Source organism: Psychrobacter sp. Pi2-1 (assembly GCF_904846645.1).
Lineage (GTDB): Bacteria > Pseudomonadota > Gammaproteobacteria > Pseudomonadales > Moraxellaceae > Psychrobacter.
This window is the reverse complement of the sequence record NZ_CAJHBO010000001.1, coordinates 106,781-122,426: the sequence shown is the minus strand read 5'-3', so window position 1 is coordinate 122,426 and position 15,646 is coordinate 106,781. Positions and strand designations below refer to the sequence as shown.

Annotated in this window: 16 protein-coding genes; 6 read left to right on the top strand and 10 right to left on the bottom strand. The window is 43.5% G+C overall.

The features are described 5' to 3' along the window. The first annotated feature begins 101 nt into the window (after positions 1–101). Positions 102–977, top strand: a complete 876-nt coding sequence (gene cobA / locus JMX91_RS00450; RefSeq protein WP_227679211.1) for a uroporphyrinogen-III C-methyltransferase — start codon at positions 102–104, stop codon at positions 975–977. Positions 978–1,220: 243 nt separating this feature from the next. Here cobA and JMX91_RS13360 read toward each other — a convergent pair whose 3' ends face one another. After that, positions 1,221–1,355, bottom strand: coding sequence for a hypothetical protein (locus JMX91_RS13360; protein ID WP_265089142.1), 135 nt, complete (start codon positions 1,353–1,355; stop codon positions 1,221–1,223). Between the two features lie 159 nt (positions 1,356–1,514). Between JMX91_RS13360 and JMX91_RS00440 the strand changes: the two genes are divergently transcribed. After that, positions 1,515–1,727 (top strand): hypothetical protein, encoded by a 213-nt coding sequence (locus JMX91_RS00440; RefSeq protein ID WP_201547152.1) that lies wholly within the window; start codon positions 1,515–1,517, stop codon positions 1,725–1,727. A 35-nt stretch (positions 1,728–1,762) separates the two neighbouring features. Here the strand turns inward: JMX91_RS00440 and JMX91_RS00435 are convergent, their stop codons facing one another. From JMX91_RS00435 to JMX91_RS00405, 7 genes are all read right to left on the bottom strand, one after another. Further along, complete coding sequence (locus JMX91_RS00435) at positions 1,763–2,230, bottom strand: DUF305 domain-containing protein (protein ID WP_227679181.1); 468 nt, start codon at positions 2,228–2,230, stop codon at positions 1,763–1,765. A gap of 43 nt (positions 2,231–2,273) precedes the next feature. Continuing rightward, positions 2,274–3,539 (bottom strand): copper resistance protein B, encoded by a 1,266-nt coding sequence (locus tag JMX91_RS00430; protein ID WP_201547150.1) that lies wholly within the window; start codon positions 3,537–3,539, stop codon positions 2,274–2,276. 25 nt (positions 3,540–3,564) lie between these two features. Continuing rightward, positions 3,565–5,265 carry a copper resistance system multicopper oxidase gene (locus JMX91_RS00425; RefSeq protein WP_320157573.1) on the bottom strand — a complete coding sequence of 567 codons (1,701 nt, stop codon included), beginning with the start codon at positions 5,263–5,265 and terminating at the stop codon, positions 3,565–3,567. A 120-nt stretch (positions 5,266–5,385) separates the two neighbouring features. Beyond that, on the bottom strand, positions 5,386–6,039 hold the full coding sequence (locus JMX91_RS00420; protein WP_201547148.1) for a DUF411 domain-containing protein: 654 nt from the start codon (positions 6,037–6,039) through the stop codon (positions 5,386–5,388). Between the two features lie 140 nt (positions 6,040–6,179). Then, a complete protein-coding gene (locus JMX91_RS00415; RefSeq protein WP_201547146.1) occupies positions 6,180–6,773 on the bottom strand; it encodes a c-type cytochrome in 594 nt (197 codons plus the stop codon). Between the two features lie 89 nt (positions 6,774–6,862). Further along, positions 6,863–7,141, bottom strand: coding sequence for a hypothetical protein (locus JMX91_RS00410; protein WP_201547144.1), 279 nt, complete (start codon positions 7,139–7,141; stop codon positions 6,863–6,865). Positions 7,142–7,318: 177 nt separating this feature from the next. Then, the gene (locus tag JMX91_RS00405) at positions 7,319–7,603 is read right to left on the bottom strand and encodes a hypothetical protein (protein ID WP_201547142.1); all 285 of its coding nucleotides are present in this window, start codon (positions 7,601–7,603) and stop codon (positions 7,319–7,321) included. A gap of 219 nt (positions 7,604–7,822) precedes the next feature. Here JMX91_RS00405 and JMX91_RS00400 point away from each other — a divergent pair, with 219 nt between their 5' ends. From JMX91_RS00400 to JMX91_RS00390, 3 genes are all read left to right on the top strand, one after another. Further along, the gene (locus tag JMX91_RS00400) at positions 7,823–8,545 is read left to right on the top strand and encodes a heavy metal response regulator transcription factor (protein WP_201547140.1); all 723 of its coding nucleotides are present in this window, start codon (positions 7,823–7,825) and stop codon (positions 8,543–8,545) included. A gap of 1 nt (position 8,546) precedes the next feature. Then, the gene (locus JMX91_RS00395) at positions 8,547–10,094 is read left to right on the top strand and encodes an ATP-binding protein (protein ID WP_201547139.1); all 1,548 of its coding nucleotides are present in this window, start codon (positions 8,547–8,549) and stop codon (positions 10,092–10,094) included. 235 nt (positions 10,095–10,329) lie between these two features. After that, the gene (locus JMX91_RS00390) at positions 10,330–11,457 is read left to right on the top strand and encodes a M14-type cytosolic carboxypeptidase (RefSeq protein WP_201547138.1); all 1,128 of its coding nucleotides are present in this window, start codon (positions 10,330–10,332) and stop codon (positions 11,455–11,457) included. 66 nt (positions 11,458–11,523) lie between these two features. On the opposite strand, the gene JMX91_RS00385 is transcribed toward JMX91_RS00390, so the two are convergent. Together JMX91_RS00385 and JMX91_RS00380 are read right to left on the bottom strand one after the other, a co-directional pair. Further along, positions 11,524–12,507: an EamA family transporter gene (locus JMX91_RS00385; protein WP_201547137.1), complete on the bottom strand. Its 984-nt coding sequence runs from the start codon at positions 12,505–12,507 to the stop codon at positions 11,524–11,526. Positions 12,508–12,762: 255 nt separating this feature from the next. Continuing rightward, positions 12,763–14,142, bottom strand: a complete 1,380-nt coding sequence (locus JMX91_RS00380; RefSeq protein WP_201547136.1) for a PLP-dependent aminotransferase family protein — start codon at positions 14,140–14,142, stop codon at positions 12,763–12,765. 267 nt (positions 14,143–14,409) lie between these two features. On the opposite strand from JMX91_RS00380, the gene JMX91_RS00375 reads away from it, so the two are divergent. Further along, positions 14,410–15,591: an MFS transporter gene (locus JMX91_RS00375; RefSeq protein WP_201547135.1), complete on the top strand. Its 1,182-nt coding sequence runs from the start codon at positions 14,410–14,412 to the stop codon at positions 15,589–15,591. Positions 15,592–15,646 lie beyond the last annotated feature (55 nt).

Sequence of the window (15,646 nt, the reverse complement as noted above, 5' to 3'; positions counted from 1 at the left end):
TGCTTTTGGTTGCCCATTTTGCTGTATTCACGCTGTTATTAGGAGTCACCATCATGACCAATATATCTGCCGCTATCTCAACGCATGAGGCCTATCCACTAATGGGTCAATACGGCACAGAAAACGTGCAAACTGGCAACAAAAGAGGCACTGTGCATCTGATTGGTGCAGGATCTGGTGACCCTGAGCTATTAACCTTAAAAGCGTGGCGGGTGATGCAGCGCGCAGAGGTAGTGTTGTATGACAGCCTGGTGTCTGAGGATGTTTTGGATATGTGCGCGAGCACGGCTGAAAAAATATTCGTTGGTAAGCGCCGCGCCAACCATGCATTGCCACAAGAGAGCATTAATGAGCTACTGGTCAAACACGCGTTGGCAGGTAAAATGGTGGTTCGTCTAAAAGGTGGCGATCCTTTTATTTTTGGGCGCGGCGGCGAAGAGCTACAGGAAGTGGTGCGTCATGGCATTCATTTTGAGTCTATTCCAGGTATCACTGCCGCAAGTGCCGCTGCTAGCCGTGCAGGAATTCCACTAACGCACCGTGACCATGCTCAGTCGGTTAAGTTTGTCACTGCTTGCAAAAAAAATGGCGCGCCTAATAACGATTATAGTGAGCTAATGGACAGCAGCCAGACAGTTGTGTTTTATATGGGTTTGCACCGTTTGCATGAGATGACACAAGGGTTGATAGCAGGCGGGCGCGACAGCGAAACGCCTTTTGCTATCATCAGTCATGCTAGTATGCCAACGCAGCAAGTACTTATCGGTACATTAAGTGATATCGCTGATCAGCAAGCTGAAGCAAAACTGCCAACACCTGCACTTTTAATCATGGGTGATGTGGTCGCTTTATATCATGAGTTTGCAGGCTACAATCTTAGCGCCATGGGTAAAGGTGAGTTTGTTGATGTTGATGTTGATGTTGATAAAGTGATAAGCAGCAATGATTTAATGCCCAATTTGGAGCGTATTGCGTAGGATAACTATGTTTAAGAGACGGTTATTTTAAGAAACTGTTATCAACGTGATTATGTGAACCCGTCCAGAATTTTGTGTAGGACCGTTTTTAGTCTAGATAATACTTACATCAAGTTTAAGAATGTTCGATGTCGTTTTAAAGTTGGCTATAGCTAAGTTACTTATTATAGATTTCGTCATTGCTCAATCAACCAACGATGTATGCCGCTGTCAGTAGCACGTGGGTGCCATGCTGCGATGACCTTAAAAAGTAGGCGGCAATGCTTCAACCTTAAGCTCTTTGACCTTACTGCTCGGCAATAATCGCGAAGGATAAAACACAATCATGTCAGTCGTGTGCAAAATATCTGGTACAGCCGAAAAGCTAGGAACTGACATCACAATATTTCGTTTTAGACCTTTTTCTGCAAATCATTGATCATGAGAGCCACGTAAATTAGCACGCGAGGGTGACACGACTAGCTGCGCGTGTGCAGCCACTTGCACCAGTGTCAATGGCTCTGTTGCAAAGGTATTTTCACAACCCGTCACGCATAAATGTTGCTCTTCAAACTTATACTCATATTAGTAGGATACGTCGGACTTTATCCAACACTTCTAATTGTATTAACGTTATTGCAGCCTGCGACCCAAGGATTAAGCCTGCCAGTGGTGGTATTAATTGAAACGATCATACTGGTTCCACTGACACAGCTAGTGTCTTTCCCACTAGCAAGCTGGGTCATTGAGCGTCTGAGCAGAAAAAAGTAATCGCTTTTCGCAGCGTTCACTGGCACCGCTTTCTTTTATTCAAGCTCATCAATCAACTGCTTCATCTCAGCGATTTCACGCTTTTGTGCTTTTATAATATCATCAGCAAGCTGTTGCACACGCGGATCTTCAATATCAGCGCGGCTACTGGTGAGAATGGCAATCGAGTGATGCGGTATCATCGCCTGCATCCAATCGACTTGATCGACAGTCGCTTGAGATCTAACGCCCCAGATACCAACTGCAAACATCAATACACTTAGACCATAGATCATCAAATTGACCTTGGTCTTTTTATACATATTGGTCATAAATGCCAACATGACGACTGCCATACCGGCACCCATGTAGAGTGCCATATAAGCTCGGGTTTCACTAAAGTAAATGTGATCCCACTGGTAGGTATTGAAGTACATCATGATATACATGATGACAGTCGATGTCAGAATCATTAAGGTAAATTTTACATAAGGGTTCATATTTTTTTGCTTAGCAGCTTCCATGATATGACCTCCATTGTTTTGTTGAATTAAAATGGGTAGACAGTTAAAACCAGAATTTAACTCCCGCAGTCAAACTACTGCTATCAACCGATTCATCTTCTTGACGTCGTTGACCACGAGCTTTGCCAAGCGCTGTCTCATAACTAACACCCACATAAGGTGCTAGCTGGCGACTGAACGTCTCGTAAGTCAGCCTAACCTCAGCTTCCATCTCATTAAAGCCTTTGGTAATACCATTATCATGGTCATCTTTACTAAAGGCAGTCAATCCAACCTCCGGTATGACAACCCAATGCTGATCCAAACGCCATTCGTACTCTGCGCCCAAATCAAGACGAAGTTGACCATCGGTATATAAGTAGGCTCTCGCATCTGTTTCGATGAAATACGGCGCGGTGCCTACAATGCCTGCCATAAGGGCAGCGTTGTCATTTTCAGTATCATAAGCGACACCAGCTTCACCATTCCAAAAAATACTCAGTGGTTTCCAATAAGCAAGCGAGCTCAAGCTATCGATTTCTTTATCATCTTTAGTCTGAGCACTACCTTCAGTGCGTAGTCTTATACGGTTACTGTCAGTACCGTACCAACCCGTCGCCTCAAAGTTGATTTGGTCCTCATCAAACTGATAGCCCAAGTCGTCTACTGAGACTCCCCATAACGGCATGCTGCCCATCATCATTGGCTTACCATACTGCCCGTAAGGAACCCCATTTGAATAGTCTGGATTGCGAGCATCAGCTGGTGGCTGCCCACCTTGCATCCCTGACATATCCATAACAGACATATCCATGCCACTGTGATCCATATCAGACATGTCGCCTGACATATCCATGCCACTGTGATCCATACCAGACATATCACCTGACATATCCATGCCACTGTGATCCATATCAGACATGTCGCCTGACATATCCATGCCACTGTGATCCATACCAGACATATCACCTGACATATCCATGCCACTGTGATCCATACCAGACATATCGCCTGACATATCCATGCCACTGTGATCCATATCAGATATATCGCCCGACATATCCATACCACTATGATCCATATCAGACATATCGCCTGACATGTCCATGCCGCTGTGATCCATACCAGACATATCGCCTGACATATCCATGCCGCTGTGATCCATACCAGACATATCGCCTGACATATCCATACCGCTATGATCCATACCAGACATATCCATGCCACTATGATCCATACTCGACATCTCAGCAGCTGTTGCAAAAGGTGATGTGAGCAAGACTAGCGATGACAAACCAATGAATGGCAGATTTTTCTTAGATATTTTCATAATAAGCCTCATATTCGAAGGTTTGTTAAACGACGGCAACTTCTCTGAACATACCGGCTTCCATGTGATACAGCAGATGACAGTGCCATGCCCATCGTCCAACTTCTCCCGTCACATCGAAGCTAATCTTTTGCGCTGGCTGCACCACAATCGTATGTTTACGTACTTGAAAGTCTCCAGATGGCGTGCGCAAGTCACTCCACATACCATGCAGATGCATCGGATGGTTCATCATCGTGTCATTGACTAAGGTGATACGCACGCGCTCGTTTGGCTTAATATTGACAGGGGTTGCATCCTTAAACATGACACCATCCAACGCCCAAATATAGCGCTCCATGTTACCCGTTAAATGTAGCTCGATCTCTCGGGTAGGCTTGCGCTGCTCTGCAAATATGGCCTCATCGACAGAGCGCAGCTGACTATAATTCAGCACGTCACGATTGATATTACGCAGGTTGATACCGGGATCATCTAGGTTCATACGTGGACTGTCGACACGCATATCAGATTTGAAGTCATACTCGGTCTTGGCGTGTTTTGCTTTGTAGCCTTTATCACCCATCGCACCCATCATATCGGCCATGGTCAACCATTCGATCTTGTCCATAGCAGGTATGGCAGCTCGCGCACCTTTTTTGGTCGCAAGCGTGGTCGCGACATAGCCTGAACGATCGATGTTTTGGGCAAATATCGTATGTGCGTCTTGAGTAGGCGTGACGATGACATCATAGGTCTCAGCCACCCCAATGCGGAAATCATCAATCGCAACGGGTGCGACATCAATACCATCTGTTGCTACCACAGTCATCTTGAGACCCGGTATACGCACATCAAAAATGGTTTGCGCTGAAGCGTTGATAAAGCGTAATTTAACGGGCTGTCCTGCTTTTACTAGTTGTGTCCAATTAGCCGCTGTGGTTTTACCATTCATTAGATAGGTAAAGGTCTTTTCGCCAGATAAATCAGTAAAATCCGTCGGCATCATGCGCATCTGATTCCACATTTTGCGCTTGTCGTAAACGGCTTCTAAATCTGTTGCGGCAATATCAGACAATAGTTTTTTGAAGTCTGGCAGATGATAATTATCAAAATCAGCGCGCTGTTTGAGCAGCTTCAAGAGATTGTGCGGATCGCGATGCGTCCAATCACTCAGCACGATCACATGGTCTTCTGCGACTGGATGACGCTCACGGCCTTTTGGTTCAATGACAATAGCACCCAGCATTCCTGTTTGCTCTTGAAAGCCACTGTGTGAGTGATACCAATAGGTGCCTGATTGTTTAAGTTTGAATTTATAGGTAAAGGTACTATTTGCAGGAATACCATCGAAACTGATACCTGGCACCCCATCCATCTCAAATGGGACGAGCAGACCATGCCAATGAATAGAGGTCGACTCATCCATCTGATTATGAACACGAATGGTTACTGTATCGCCTTCTTGCATCTTTAGCGTTGGTGCTGGTAGCGAGTCATTAATCAGTGTTGCCATACTCGACTTGCCATTGACAGTGACAGGCTTCTTGCTGACATACAGGTCAAACTCATTACCGGTTAGGATAGGTACGATATGGTCGGCTTTATCACTGTTGACGGCTACATTCTGCTGGCCTTTACCGAGCGCACTATTGGCAATAGACGGTAGGGTGGACAGCATGGATGCCCCTAACAAGGTAGAAGATCCTGTCAAAAAACGCCTGCGATTAAGCATAGTTTTGTTCATAATTATTCACCTGATTTATATCCATAAAGTGAGAGTTGAGTCTATATGTTTATCAGCTAAGCCTATGTCTTTGGCAGCTCATTTGCAAAATAGAGTGGGCTATTTTAGACGTCAATCAAACTATATCTGCTGCTGTGGTGAGTCAATAGTTGCATAAATAGCTATTGAGCCATCTTTATTAATCTGCATCACTTTATACGGCATGAATGTATCTTGGTATTCCATACCTGGGCTACCGACTGGCATACTTGGGACAGCAAGACCGATCGCATCACTTGGCGGACTTTTTAGAAACTGCGCCATATACTTAGCAGGGACATGACCTTCAAATACGTAGCCATCAGTAGTGACAGTGGTATGGCAAGAGCGCATCTGCTGCGGTACGCTGTAACGCTCTTTAAACAAGGACACGTCTTCGACATTCTGTGCGGTTGCGTTTAGACCATGGCCTTCGGCATAACCGACCCATTCTTTGCAGCAGCCACAATTGGCATCTTTATAGACGGTGGCTGAGACGTTTTGCAAAATAGTTGATTGGGTATCTGAAGGAGCGCTGACTGGCATTATTTCAGCTGTTGGTTGCTCCGTGTGCGTAGTTTGCACGTTTTGCGTAGCAATAGTTGGCTCAGTCGCTAGTGTTGAGTCAGCAGCAGCGGAATTAGGTTGACTACAAGCGGCAATCGTTAACGATAATGGCAATACCACGATCGCCGAGAGCACACGGCCAGATATTAGATGATGTTCATTAATAAATCTATTAGTATAGCGTCTCATAAAACCACTCCCGAGCGTCTGTCTGACGATTAAATATTATAAAAATTAGAGCCACATCATTGGACAAAATAGTGCTAGCAAAGCTTAAAACTTAAATCGCAAAAAGCAGCACTATTGAGCACTGCATTTTTGACGAAACATTAATGTTGCATTCCGGATTCATCACCTGACATATCCATCTCACCATCAAATGAAATATCTAACATACTATCGTCTAACCGAGTCGTTAGCATGGTGTACTGGTTTTCATTTAAGTTAGGTAGCGATCTAATAAAAGCAACCATCGCCCATATTCTGTCATCATCGTGAGTAGCGCCCCAAGTAGGCATGCCAGAAGCCATAATACCGTGTTTGATGGCCCAAAAGCTTTGTCTTGCACCAGCCTCGCTCTGATAACGTTTAACAATATTTGGGTTAGTGAAATTCGGAGGCTTTGGATAAAGACCACTGCTCAGATCGGTACTTGTGACACCAGGAGACAAATGGCAGCCTGCGCACATATCTTTGTAGTCTGCACCGCCTGAGCTAATCATCTCTGCCTTTTTTAAATTAGGAACCAAAATATTCTTGCTGGCATGCTCAATTGAGCGTGTGCGGGCAGTTTCTAAAAAATCGTAAACCAGCGGACTATGAGCTCGATCAGCACCGATATTTATCATGCCACTAGTCACCGTAATAAAAATACCCACAATAGCGACAAAGACAGTAAAAAGTATTCCTAACAAAAACTTCATAGGTTTGTCCTAAAAATCCATTTTCTTTAATATCCCATTACTGCTTGATCAGCTTCTCTGACAATAGTATTGAACTTATGAATTGATACTTACGAATCGCTATCGCTGCTTACACAGTGCTTTTGGTACATCGCTTTCATTTTGCTCATGTTAGCCATCATGGCTTTCATAGCAGGATCATTCATATCCATTTTGCTATGATCCATTTTTTGCATCATCTGCATATGCTTTTGCATTTTCTCACAGTTCATTTGGTCTTTTTCAGCATGCATTTTTGGGTCGTGTGCCAAGGCTGACGTTGAAATGACTAAGGCTATAGCAGCTGCTACGATTGATTTAGACAGTGGCATTGGTTTGAATAGTGACATAGTAAATCCTTATTTGATTTGGTATGTATTCGAAAAGACTTTAAGATATTAAGTTACTTTAAAGCATACTTTAGTGATTCTGACAGAGAGATGACGGTAAGATTACAATTCTGTCATCTTACTATTTATGGTTTTTAATGTTGTCAGTAATCCTTTAGTATGACATCAGAGCTGATGTTACTTATCGCTACCATATTTATTGATAAAGTATTTTTCAGACTGTAGATGTTGATCTTTGTGTTCAATCTCACAAGCCACTCTCGCATCGATATAGCTTTTCATTTGTGAATTTGAGAGCTGAGCATCGTTATGATCCAAGTTTTTTGCAAACTCAGTCACAGCGTCGCAGTTGTTGATGATTGAAGTGCTTAGATCCGTCGTATGCGCATTGGCAGTGGTAGTACCGATAAGTACCGAGACTGATAGCAGTAATACTTTTTTAAATGAACCATGAATTTTCATATAAAACCTCTTTTGTAAGTTGTTTACATTGATTACCGATAAAAATAATTCATCGTAGCTAAGTATTGAAACGAGCACCTATGTACCGTTTATATAGATTAGCAAAATAAAACTGACAGTCTGATTACGAGCACATGACATCTTTGTCAGCTACCAGTCAATGTTGTCACCTGTGCTGGTTAGAACGTTAAACAATCATGACCGTATTGAGGAATTACAATGAAAGTACTGCTGGTAGAAGATGAATTGAAGCTTGGCGAGTATATAAAAAAGGGCTTAACCGAGGCTGGGTTTATCGTGGATCATCAGTTAACAGGATTAGATGGCTACCATGCATTGATGACGGAAGAATTTAGCGTGATATTGATGGATGTGATGCTACCTGATGTTAGTGGTTTTGAGCTAGTGCGTAATTACCGAGCGGCTGGCAAACATACGCCCGTGTTATTTCTAACCGCAAAAGATGATTTGAGTGACAAGATAAAGGGGATTGAGATTGGTGGTGATGATTATTTGACCAAACCTTTCGCCTTTGCAGAATTGATCGTCAGGATGAAAAGCTTATTACGACGTGCCAATCAAGCCGACTATCAAAGTACGATTATGCAAATAGCGGATCTCAAGATGGACATTGCCAAGCGTACGGTGCATAGAGGAGATAAGCCTATTAAGCTCACGGCAAAAGAGTTTTCCTTACTACAGTTTTTATTAGAGCGCCGCGGTGAAGTGCTTCCACGCTCAATCATCGCCTCTCAAGTATGGGACATGAACTTTGAAAATGATACCAATGTGATTGATGTGGCGATAAGGCGTCTTCGTATAAAAATAGACGATGATCATGAAGAAAAGCTGATTCATACAGTGCGCGGGATGGGCTATCGGTTAGAAGCTGTCGATACAGCGCTTGATAGCAAACCATCTCACGAAGCTGGCAATGTCTAATATGAAATATAGGGTTGATAATCGGCGCTTGCCACTCTTATGGCGTACTGTGTTGCTGCTCACGATATTTGTTGTTATATCGCAGGTTATTATTTATATATGGATACAACGTTCTGTTAAAGGCCATTTCGAGCAAATGGACGCTGAGATTATGACCCATGCGGCTTTTAACCTACGTAAGCGAGTGATAGAACCTAGTAGCCCTATAACTTCTCAAACCCTACCTAGCTCTCAAAATCCATTGAATAGTCAACAGCCGCTAAGAGCGGGACCTGACATAAAGCTTGATGGAAATACTTCTACCGCAGCGATATCAGATGAAGCTGATCATCAGCATTCTTCTTGGCTAGATTACGATCTAAAAACCATTATCGCTAATAAAGAAGGGCGGATACTGTCTAGTACACCCAATAACTTTGCTCAAGAGCTAGGGGAGGGGTTTAATCTGTCATCATTGAAACAAGATAATGATAAGCAACAGTTTGTGATGAATATCAACAGCCGATACTATCGAGCAATGGTCATTGAAGACGACAAAATACTCGCGCTTATCGCATTGCCTATAGATGTGCATCATCAGTATTTATTACAGTTCAATCGTCAGCTTAGTATGATTTTGTTCGCGATTACCTTGTTGCTCGTCTCAGTAGCGGCGTTGGGTGTGTACTGGGGTTTTGCACCTTTGGCGACCATCGTTCAAAAAATGAAAAGAATGAATCCTGACAGATTGGATGATAGAGTCACAGTCAGTGATATGCCGTTAGAGCTGCGACCATTAGCAGAATCTTACAACTCAATGATGGCCAAGCTTGAAAGTAATTTTGAATCATTGTCACGGTTTTCAGACAATATCGCCCATGAGCTGCGCACTCCAATAGCGACACTCAGCACGCAAACGCAAGTCATGTTAAACAAACCAAGAGCGGGCGATGAATACATTGAGCAGCTACATCATCAGCATGACACGTTAGAGCAGCTGTCGGCCATGATAAATAATATGCTGCTGCTGGCAAAAACCCAAAAAGGATTGAGTGACTCGCAAATCAGTCACGTGGATACGGACAATTTAATCACCAAGCTCGTTGATTACTACGAAATGATTGCAGAAGACCGAGGTATCGCTATTGAAACCAAAGGTGAGTTTAGCGCTGTCTTAGGAGACAAAAGTTTATTACAAAGGCTCTTTGCTAACTTGATATCGAATGCGATTTATTATGCTGCTAAAGGTAGCGTTATAACCATTACTGCAGATAGAATAAACTCAGATGAGATAGTGGACACAACGATAACCAGTCTTCAACAATCAAAACAAGCCATTCTACGAATGACCATCACTAACCAATTAGAAGAGCCATTGGCACAAAGTGAGGCGGATAAACTGTTTGAGCGTTTTTATCGACATGATAAGACCAGTAGTAAGCACTCAGGTACAGGGTTGGGGTTATCCATTGTTCAGGCTATCGTTGGGGCACATAACGGACATGTCAGTATTACTATAAAAGACGATTATCACTTTCAAGTGGCTGTCGAGTTATTGGCGGAAGTTTAATCTTTAGTCGTCAATGATAGATATTCAATCTAAATAAATTTGGTAGATGATTGCCTTGAAAACGAGCTTGTGACGACCAAGTAAATGTATGTCTAGCGTGCTAAATAGAAGTAGATATTATCAAAGAGCAATCGATAGAAAAGGGTAAGTCTATAACGAACATAGCGTTTAAAACAGTATCATAACAATCAATCATAAAAATTAATCAACCATAAAAGACAATTAGGAAGCGACTATGCATATCACGGCCAATTTTGACGCAGGTAATATTGAAGTACTTAACATAGAAGATAAAAAGAATATTCAACTGGCGATTCGTCCCGATGTTGGCGGCGAGTTTTTTCAGTGGTTTAACTTTCGCCTATCAGGACAGGTAGGGGAGCAGTATGTTCTCAACATTATGAATGCAGGCGAAGCGTCTTATTTAGAAGGGTGGGAGGACTACCAAGCGATTGCTTCTTACGATCGTCAGCATTGGTTCCGTTTGCCAACGTCTTATACAGATGGCAAATTGACCATCGAGGCAGAGTTAGAATGTGACACCATCCAAATTGCTTATTTTGCCCCTTATAGCTATGAGCGTCATCAAGATTTACTAGCCGCTGTGCAAGTGCATCCATTAGTGACGTTAGAGCATTTAGGGGAAACGCTCGATAAGCGCGACTTAACCTTGGTCAAAATCGGTGATGGTGCTGCCCACAAACGCAACATATGGATTACTGCCCGTCAGCATCCAGGTGAAACGATGGCTGAATGGCTAATCGAGGGATTATTATATAGCTTGTTAGACAGTGATAATGCGACTGGCAAACAGTTGTTAGACAAGGCAAACTTTCATATTGTTCCTAACATGAACCCTGATGGTAGTGTACGTGGACACTTGCGTACTAACGCTGTTGGGACCAACCTAAACCGTGAATGGCAAAGTCCAAGTTTAGATAAAAGTCCTGAAGTGTTCCATGTGATTAATAAGATGGAGGCGACAGGCGTAGACCTGTTTTATGATGTACATGGCGATGAAGCATTGCCGTATGTATTCCTTGCTGGCTCTCAAGGGACGCCAAGCTATAGTGACCGTCTCGCTGGTCTACGCGATCGATTTTCAGAGGTATTAAAGTTAGCCAGTGCTGATTTTCAGTCTGAAGTTGGCTATGAGATTGATGCCCCAAGTACCGCCAATATGACCGTTGCCACCAATTGGGTAGCAGAGCGTTTTGATTGCCTCGCCAATACGTTAGAGATGCCATTTAAAGACAATGATAATCTGCCTGATGCGGAGATGGGCTGGTCACCAGAGCGTTCTATCAAATTAGGAGAGGCATCACTGATAGCCATGCTAGCTGTCGTGGATGATTTACGATAACTATAGAAAGAAAGCTGCAGAAAATAAAAAGCTGCTAATGATGGCCGAGTGTTTTAGTGGTCATCGTTAGCAGCTTTTTTGCATTTTAATTTTCACATTCGCCAATAACAGTCCTGACAAAATCAACATCATGGCCAGCATTTTCCACCAAGTCACTATTTCTCCTGTAAACAGTACTGAGGTTGCCATGCCAAATACGGGCACCAATAGCGCAAATGGCATGACTTTAGAGGCGGTGTTTTGACTGAGTAAGTGTGCCCAAAGGCCAAAGCCAATCAGAGTTGAGATATAGACGATAAACCCAAGTGACAGCCAAGATTTTAGCGAGGCATGAGTAAACGTTGCCAGCTGCCATGCCTCAGTCTCAAAGATAAGAGAAGATATCATTAAAATTACGCAAGCAATCAAGCCACCCCAGACGACTAGTGCTAGCGCAGACAAAGCAGATGCTTTGTTTGTACGAGCATTAGGCGAAACGGCAGATAAGTCTGTTTTCTTAGGTGCTAATGCTAAGGCCGCTTGCGCTGTTGTTTGCTTTGAAGACTGTTGTGAGGCCTGCTTTGAGGCTTGCTTGGATGCAATATTACCAAAGCTCCAACCGATGGCTGCAATCAAAATACAGACAAACCCAGCCAAAGGCATATCACCACCAAGGTTTAGCGCAATGACGATCAGACCCAATATACCGACCAACATACCGACGATTTGCATACGGCTGACGGCTTCACCCAATATAAAGTATGCTAGCAATACCGTGATAAAAATCTGAATTTGTAGCAGTAGTGCCGTCAGCCCCGGGGATGAACCCAGATGCATCGCTGTAAAGACAAAGGCGTACTGCATGACAAATGTACCGATGGCATAAATAAACAAGGTACGGTTGAATTTAGGCGGCTTTAGAAATAAAACCAGAGGCACAGCAGTAAAGAAAAAACGCAGGGCGGTAAGCATCAATGGTGGAAAGCTCTCAAGACCCCACGCAATAAAAGTAAAATTCACGCCCCAGATAAAGGTAACCAGTACAGCCAATGCAGTATATATAGGGGACATATGAGCTATCCTAGAGAGTTGTTATCCGTTTTGGGGAATGGTTAGATTTAATTGTGTTCAGCTTATGTTTGGCTGATATTTAGGCTTAGAATTATAGTCGAAAGGTCACTATATAATAAGAAGTTGCTAGCACTATAGTCGATTCAACTTAAAAGTAGTACAAGGCAACCGAGTATAGATGTACATGTGATACTTCAAGCGAGGTTAACGCTGTAATACTTTTATAGTGGAATGACTATATAAATCTCTGATTGGTCAGTCTAACGATTGAGCCAATACCTCGAAAACTTTTGAATGACTCATCTGTGCCACATTGAACCGCATAAAGTTCTCAGCATTGTCCGATTGGCTAAAAACGTTGCCCGGCGCCAATACCACACCTTTGGATAAACAGCGATTGGCCAATTCGGTCGCATTATTATTTTCAGGTAATCGACACCATAGGAACATACCTGCTTGTGGGAGCAGCCACGGTACGATGCCTAATTTAGCCAATCGTGGTAGTGTATGAGTACGCGCGCTTGCCAGCCGAGTATGGATATCATTCATATGCTTACGGTAGCCGCTATCAGTCAACGCTGAGAACACAACCGCCGCTGCTAATTGACTGCCACCAAAGCCAGTCGCTATCTTTAAATCTACTAAACTCTCAACCCATTCTATAGGCGCTGCAATATAACCACAGCGTAGGGATGCGGATAACGTTTTAGAAAAACTGCCGATATAGAATACGCGTGATAACCCATCCAAAGCCGCCAATCTCGCCGCAGGCTTGACTTCAAAGTCCGCAAAAATATCGTCTTCGATGATGTACAAGCCAGTAGTCTGAGCCAATTGTAATACACGGTATGCCGTAGCAGGTGATAACGTTGCGCCCGTAGGATTATGAATGGCAGCATTGGTGATGTACAGGCGCGGCTTATGCTCATCTAAAATCGCTGCAAAGGCCTCTACATCTGGACCATTGGGCGTATAAGGGACACCAACCACTTTGACTCGATGGGCAAGCAGCTGTGCTCGAAAGTTAAAATAACAAGGATCATCGACGACAACTGTATCACCTGGTGTCAGTAAAAATCGAAAAATCAAATCTATCGCCTGAGTGCCTGAATCCGTCAATATGACCTGTGACGGTTCTGCATTGATACTCAATCCTGCCATACGCCGCGTGAGTAGTTGACGCAATGCTAACAGTCCTAGCGGCGTTGCATACTCACTGATAATAGACGCATCAGCCTTGGCCACATTTCGCAGACCACGGCGCATACCTGCTTCAAACAGCCAGTCCGCTGGCAACCACCCACAGCCTGGCTTTAATGCACCATCGGGCGGCTCCAGCGATTGCCGCGATACCCACAATGGATCTACCACTCGATCAATTTTTGGTGCTATATCTGTCAATGATAGCGGCGCTGTCGTCTCTGCCACATAAAACCCTGCACCAGGACGAGCGTAGATAACCCCCTCAGTTTGCAGGCGTTCATAGGCTTCAACCACCGTAGAAGGTGAGAACCCATAATCTTTGGCAGCGGCACGGACGGAGGGTAGTCGCGACTCTGGCATGTAGATAACAGTCGCTATTTTTTCTTTTACGTCAGCCATGACAACTTCGATGCGTGTTAGCTTCTTATTCATATTTTTTACAATTTTTGGTAAGGCGGCTTTTATAAAGGTCTTATCTCAAGGTTACAGCTATGACGATATATGGGTAGGATATCCCAACTGTATGGGTTTTATAGACCAAACAGTTCTGTCTAATTGTACTGTAGTGTATATAGATAACCTACTGTACTTTTGTTTTAATTATTAAACGTAAACGATGTAGAGGTGAATGTAAGACTCTTACATGCATCACACCAACCTCAGTCAATTCAATGGTAATTCTTCAAAAAGTAGCAATATATGACCACTAAAAAATATAATAAATATCTGGCCTTTGCCTTATGCGTAATAACGACAAGCGTCAATATCCAAGGGCCGCTTTATGCCGTTTATGCACACAATGATGGCTATGGTGTACTAGCAACCACGATAGCGTTTTCCTTTTATGTATTGGGTGTCATACCTGTATTGTTGGCTTTTGGCGGATTGTCTGATCGCATCGGACGGCGCAAGACAATTTTAATAGCTTTAGCGTTATCAATAACAGCGACGGCTCTCATGTTGTTTTATCCGTACACGCGAGCATTAGCAGTAGCGCGATTTATACTTGGCGTGGGAACCGCGCTGATGGCAGCGACTGCGACCGCCTATATGATTGAGCTGCTTGGCTCATCAGATACAATGCGTGCGACAGCGTGGGTGACGGCCAGTACGACGATAGGTTTTGGTCTTGGTCCTGTATTGACGACAGTTTCTTTGATGTTTTATGAAACCGATCAGCCAGCCAGTTTTTTCTTACTGATAGCGAGCGGGATATTCGCTATGTTTTTGTTATATCAATTACCAGAGACAGCACCTAAACGCACTAAGTTGCCCACATCTATGCTACGGCTACCTTATTTTAATCGTGAAGTCATCTGGTATGGCAGCGGTATTTTGATTTGTTGGGCAACGACCGGATTGGTGTTGTCAGTTATTCCCTCAGTGCTGGCCACGCATGGACTCGCTAAATATGCAGGGATATCCTCTATGTTAGCCATCAGTTGTGGATTGATCGTTCAGCCAATCGCCCGAAAACTTGACCCTCAAGTTTCAAGTAAGCTAGGTCTTTTAATCTTACTACCAGCATATGCTTTATTGGCTTGGGGGACATTGAACGCCAATCTACCAGTCATTCTTTTGGCGGCATTTTTGGCCAGTACTAGTTGCTATGGCTTTGTCTATTTAGGAGGTATGCTAGGAGTCGCAAAATCTGCTGGAAATGAGCAGGCACGTGCAAGTGCAGGCTATTTTATGATGGCATATATAGGGCTTAGTGTACCCGTCATCTTTACTGGTTTGATTGTGGATCGGTATGGTGCTGCTACTGCATTCTACGCCTTTGGTATGTTTTCATTAGTTGGTGTGATTGTCTTATTTGCCAGTCAACCTATATTGAGAATTGGACGTCATTCGAACACCAACTTGCATAGCGTGACTTAAAATAAGATTGATAATGCAGTTTTCTATTCATTATCTTTTCATTTTTTTCATGATT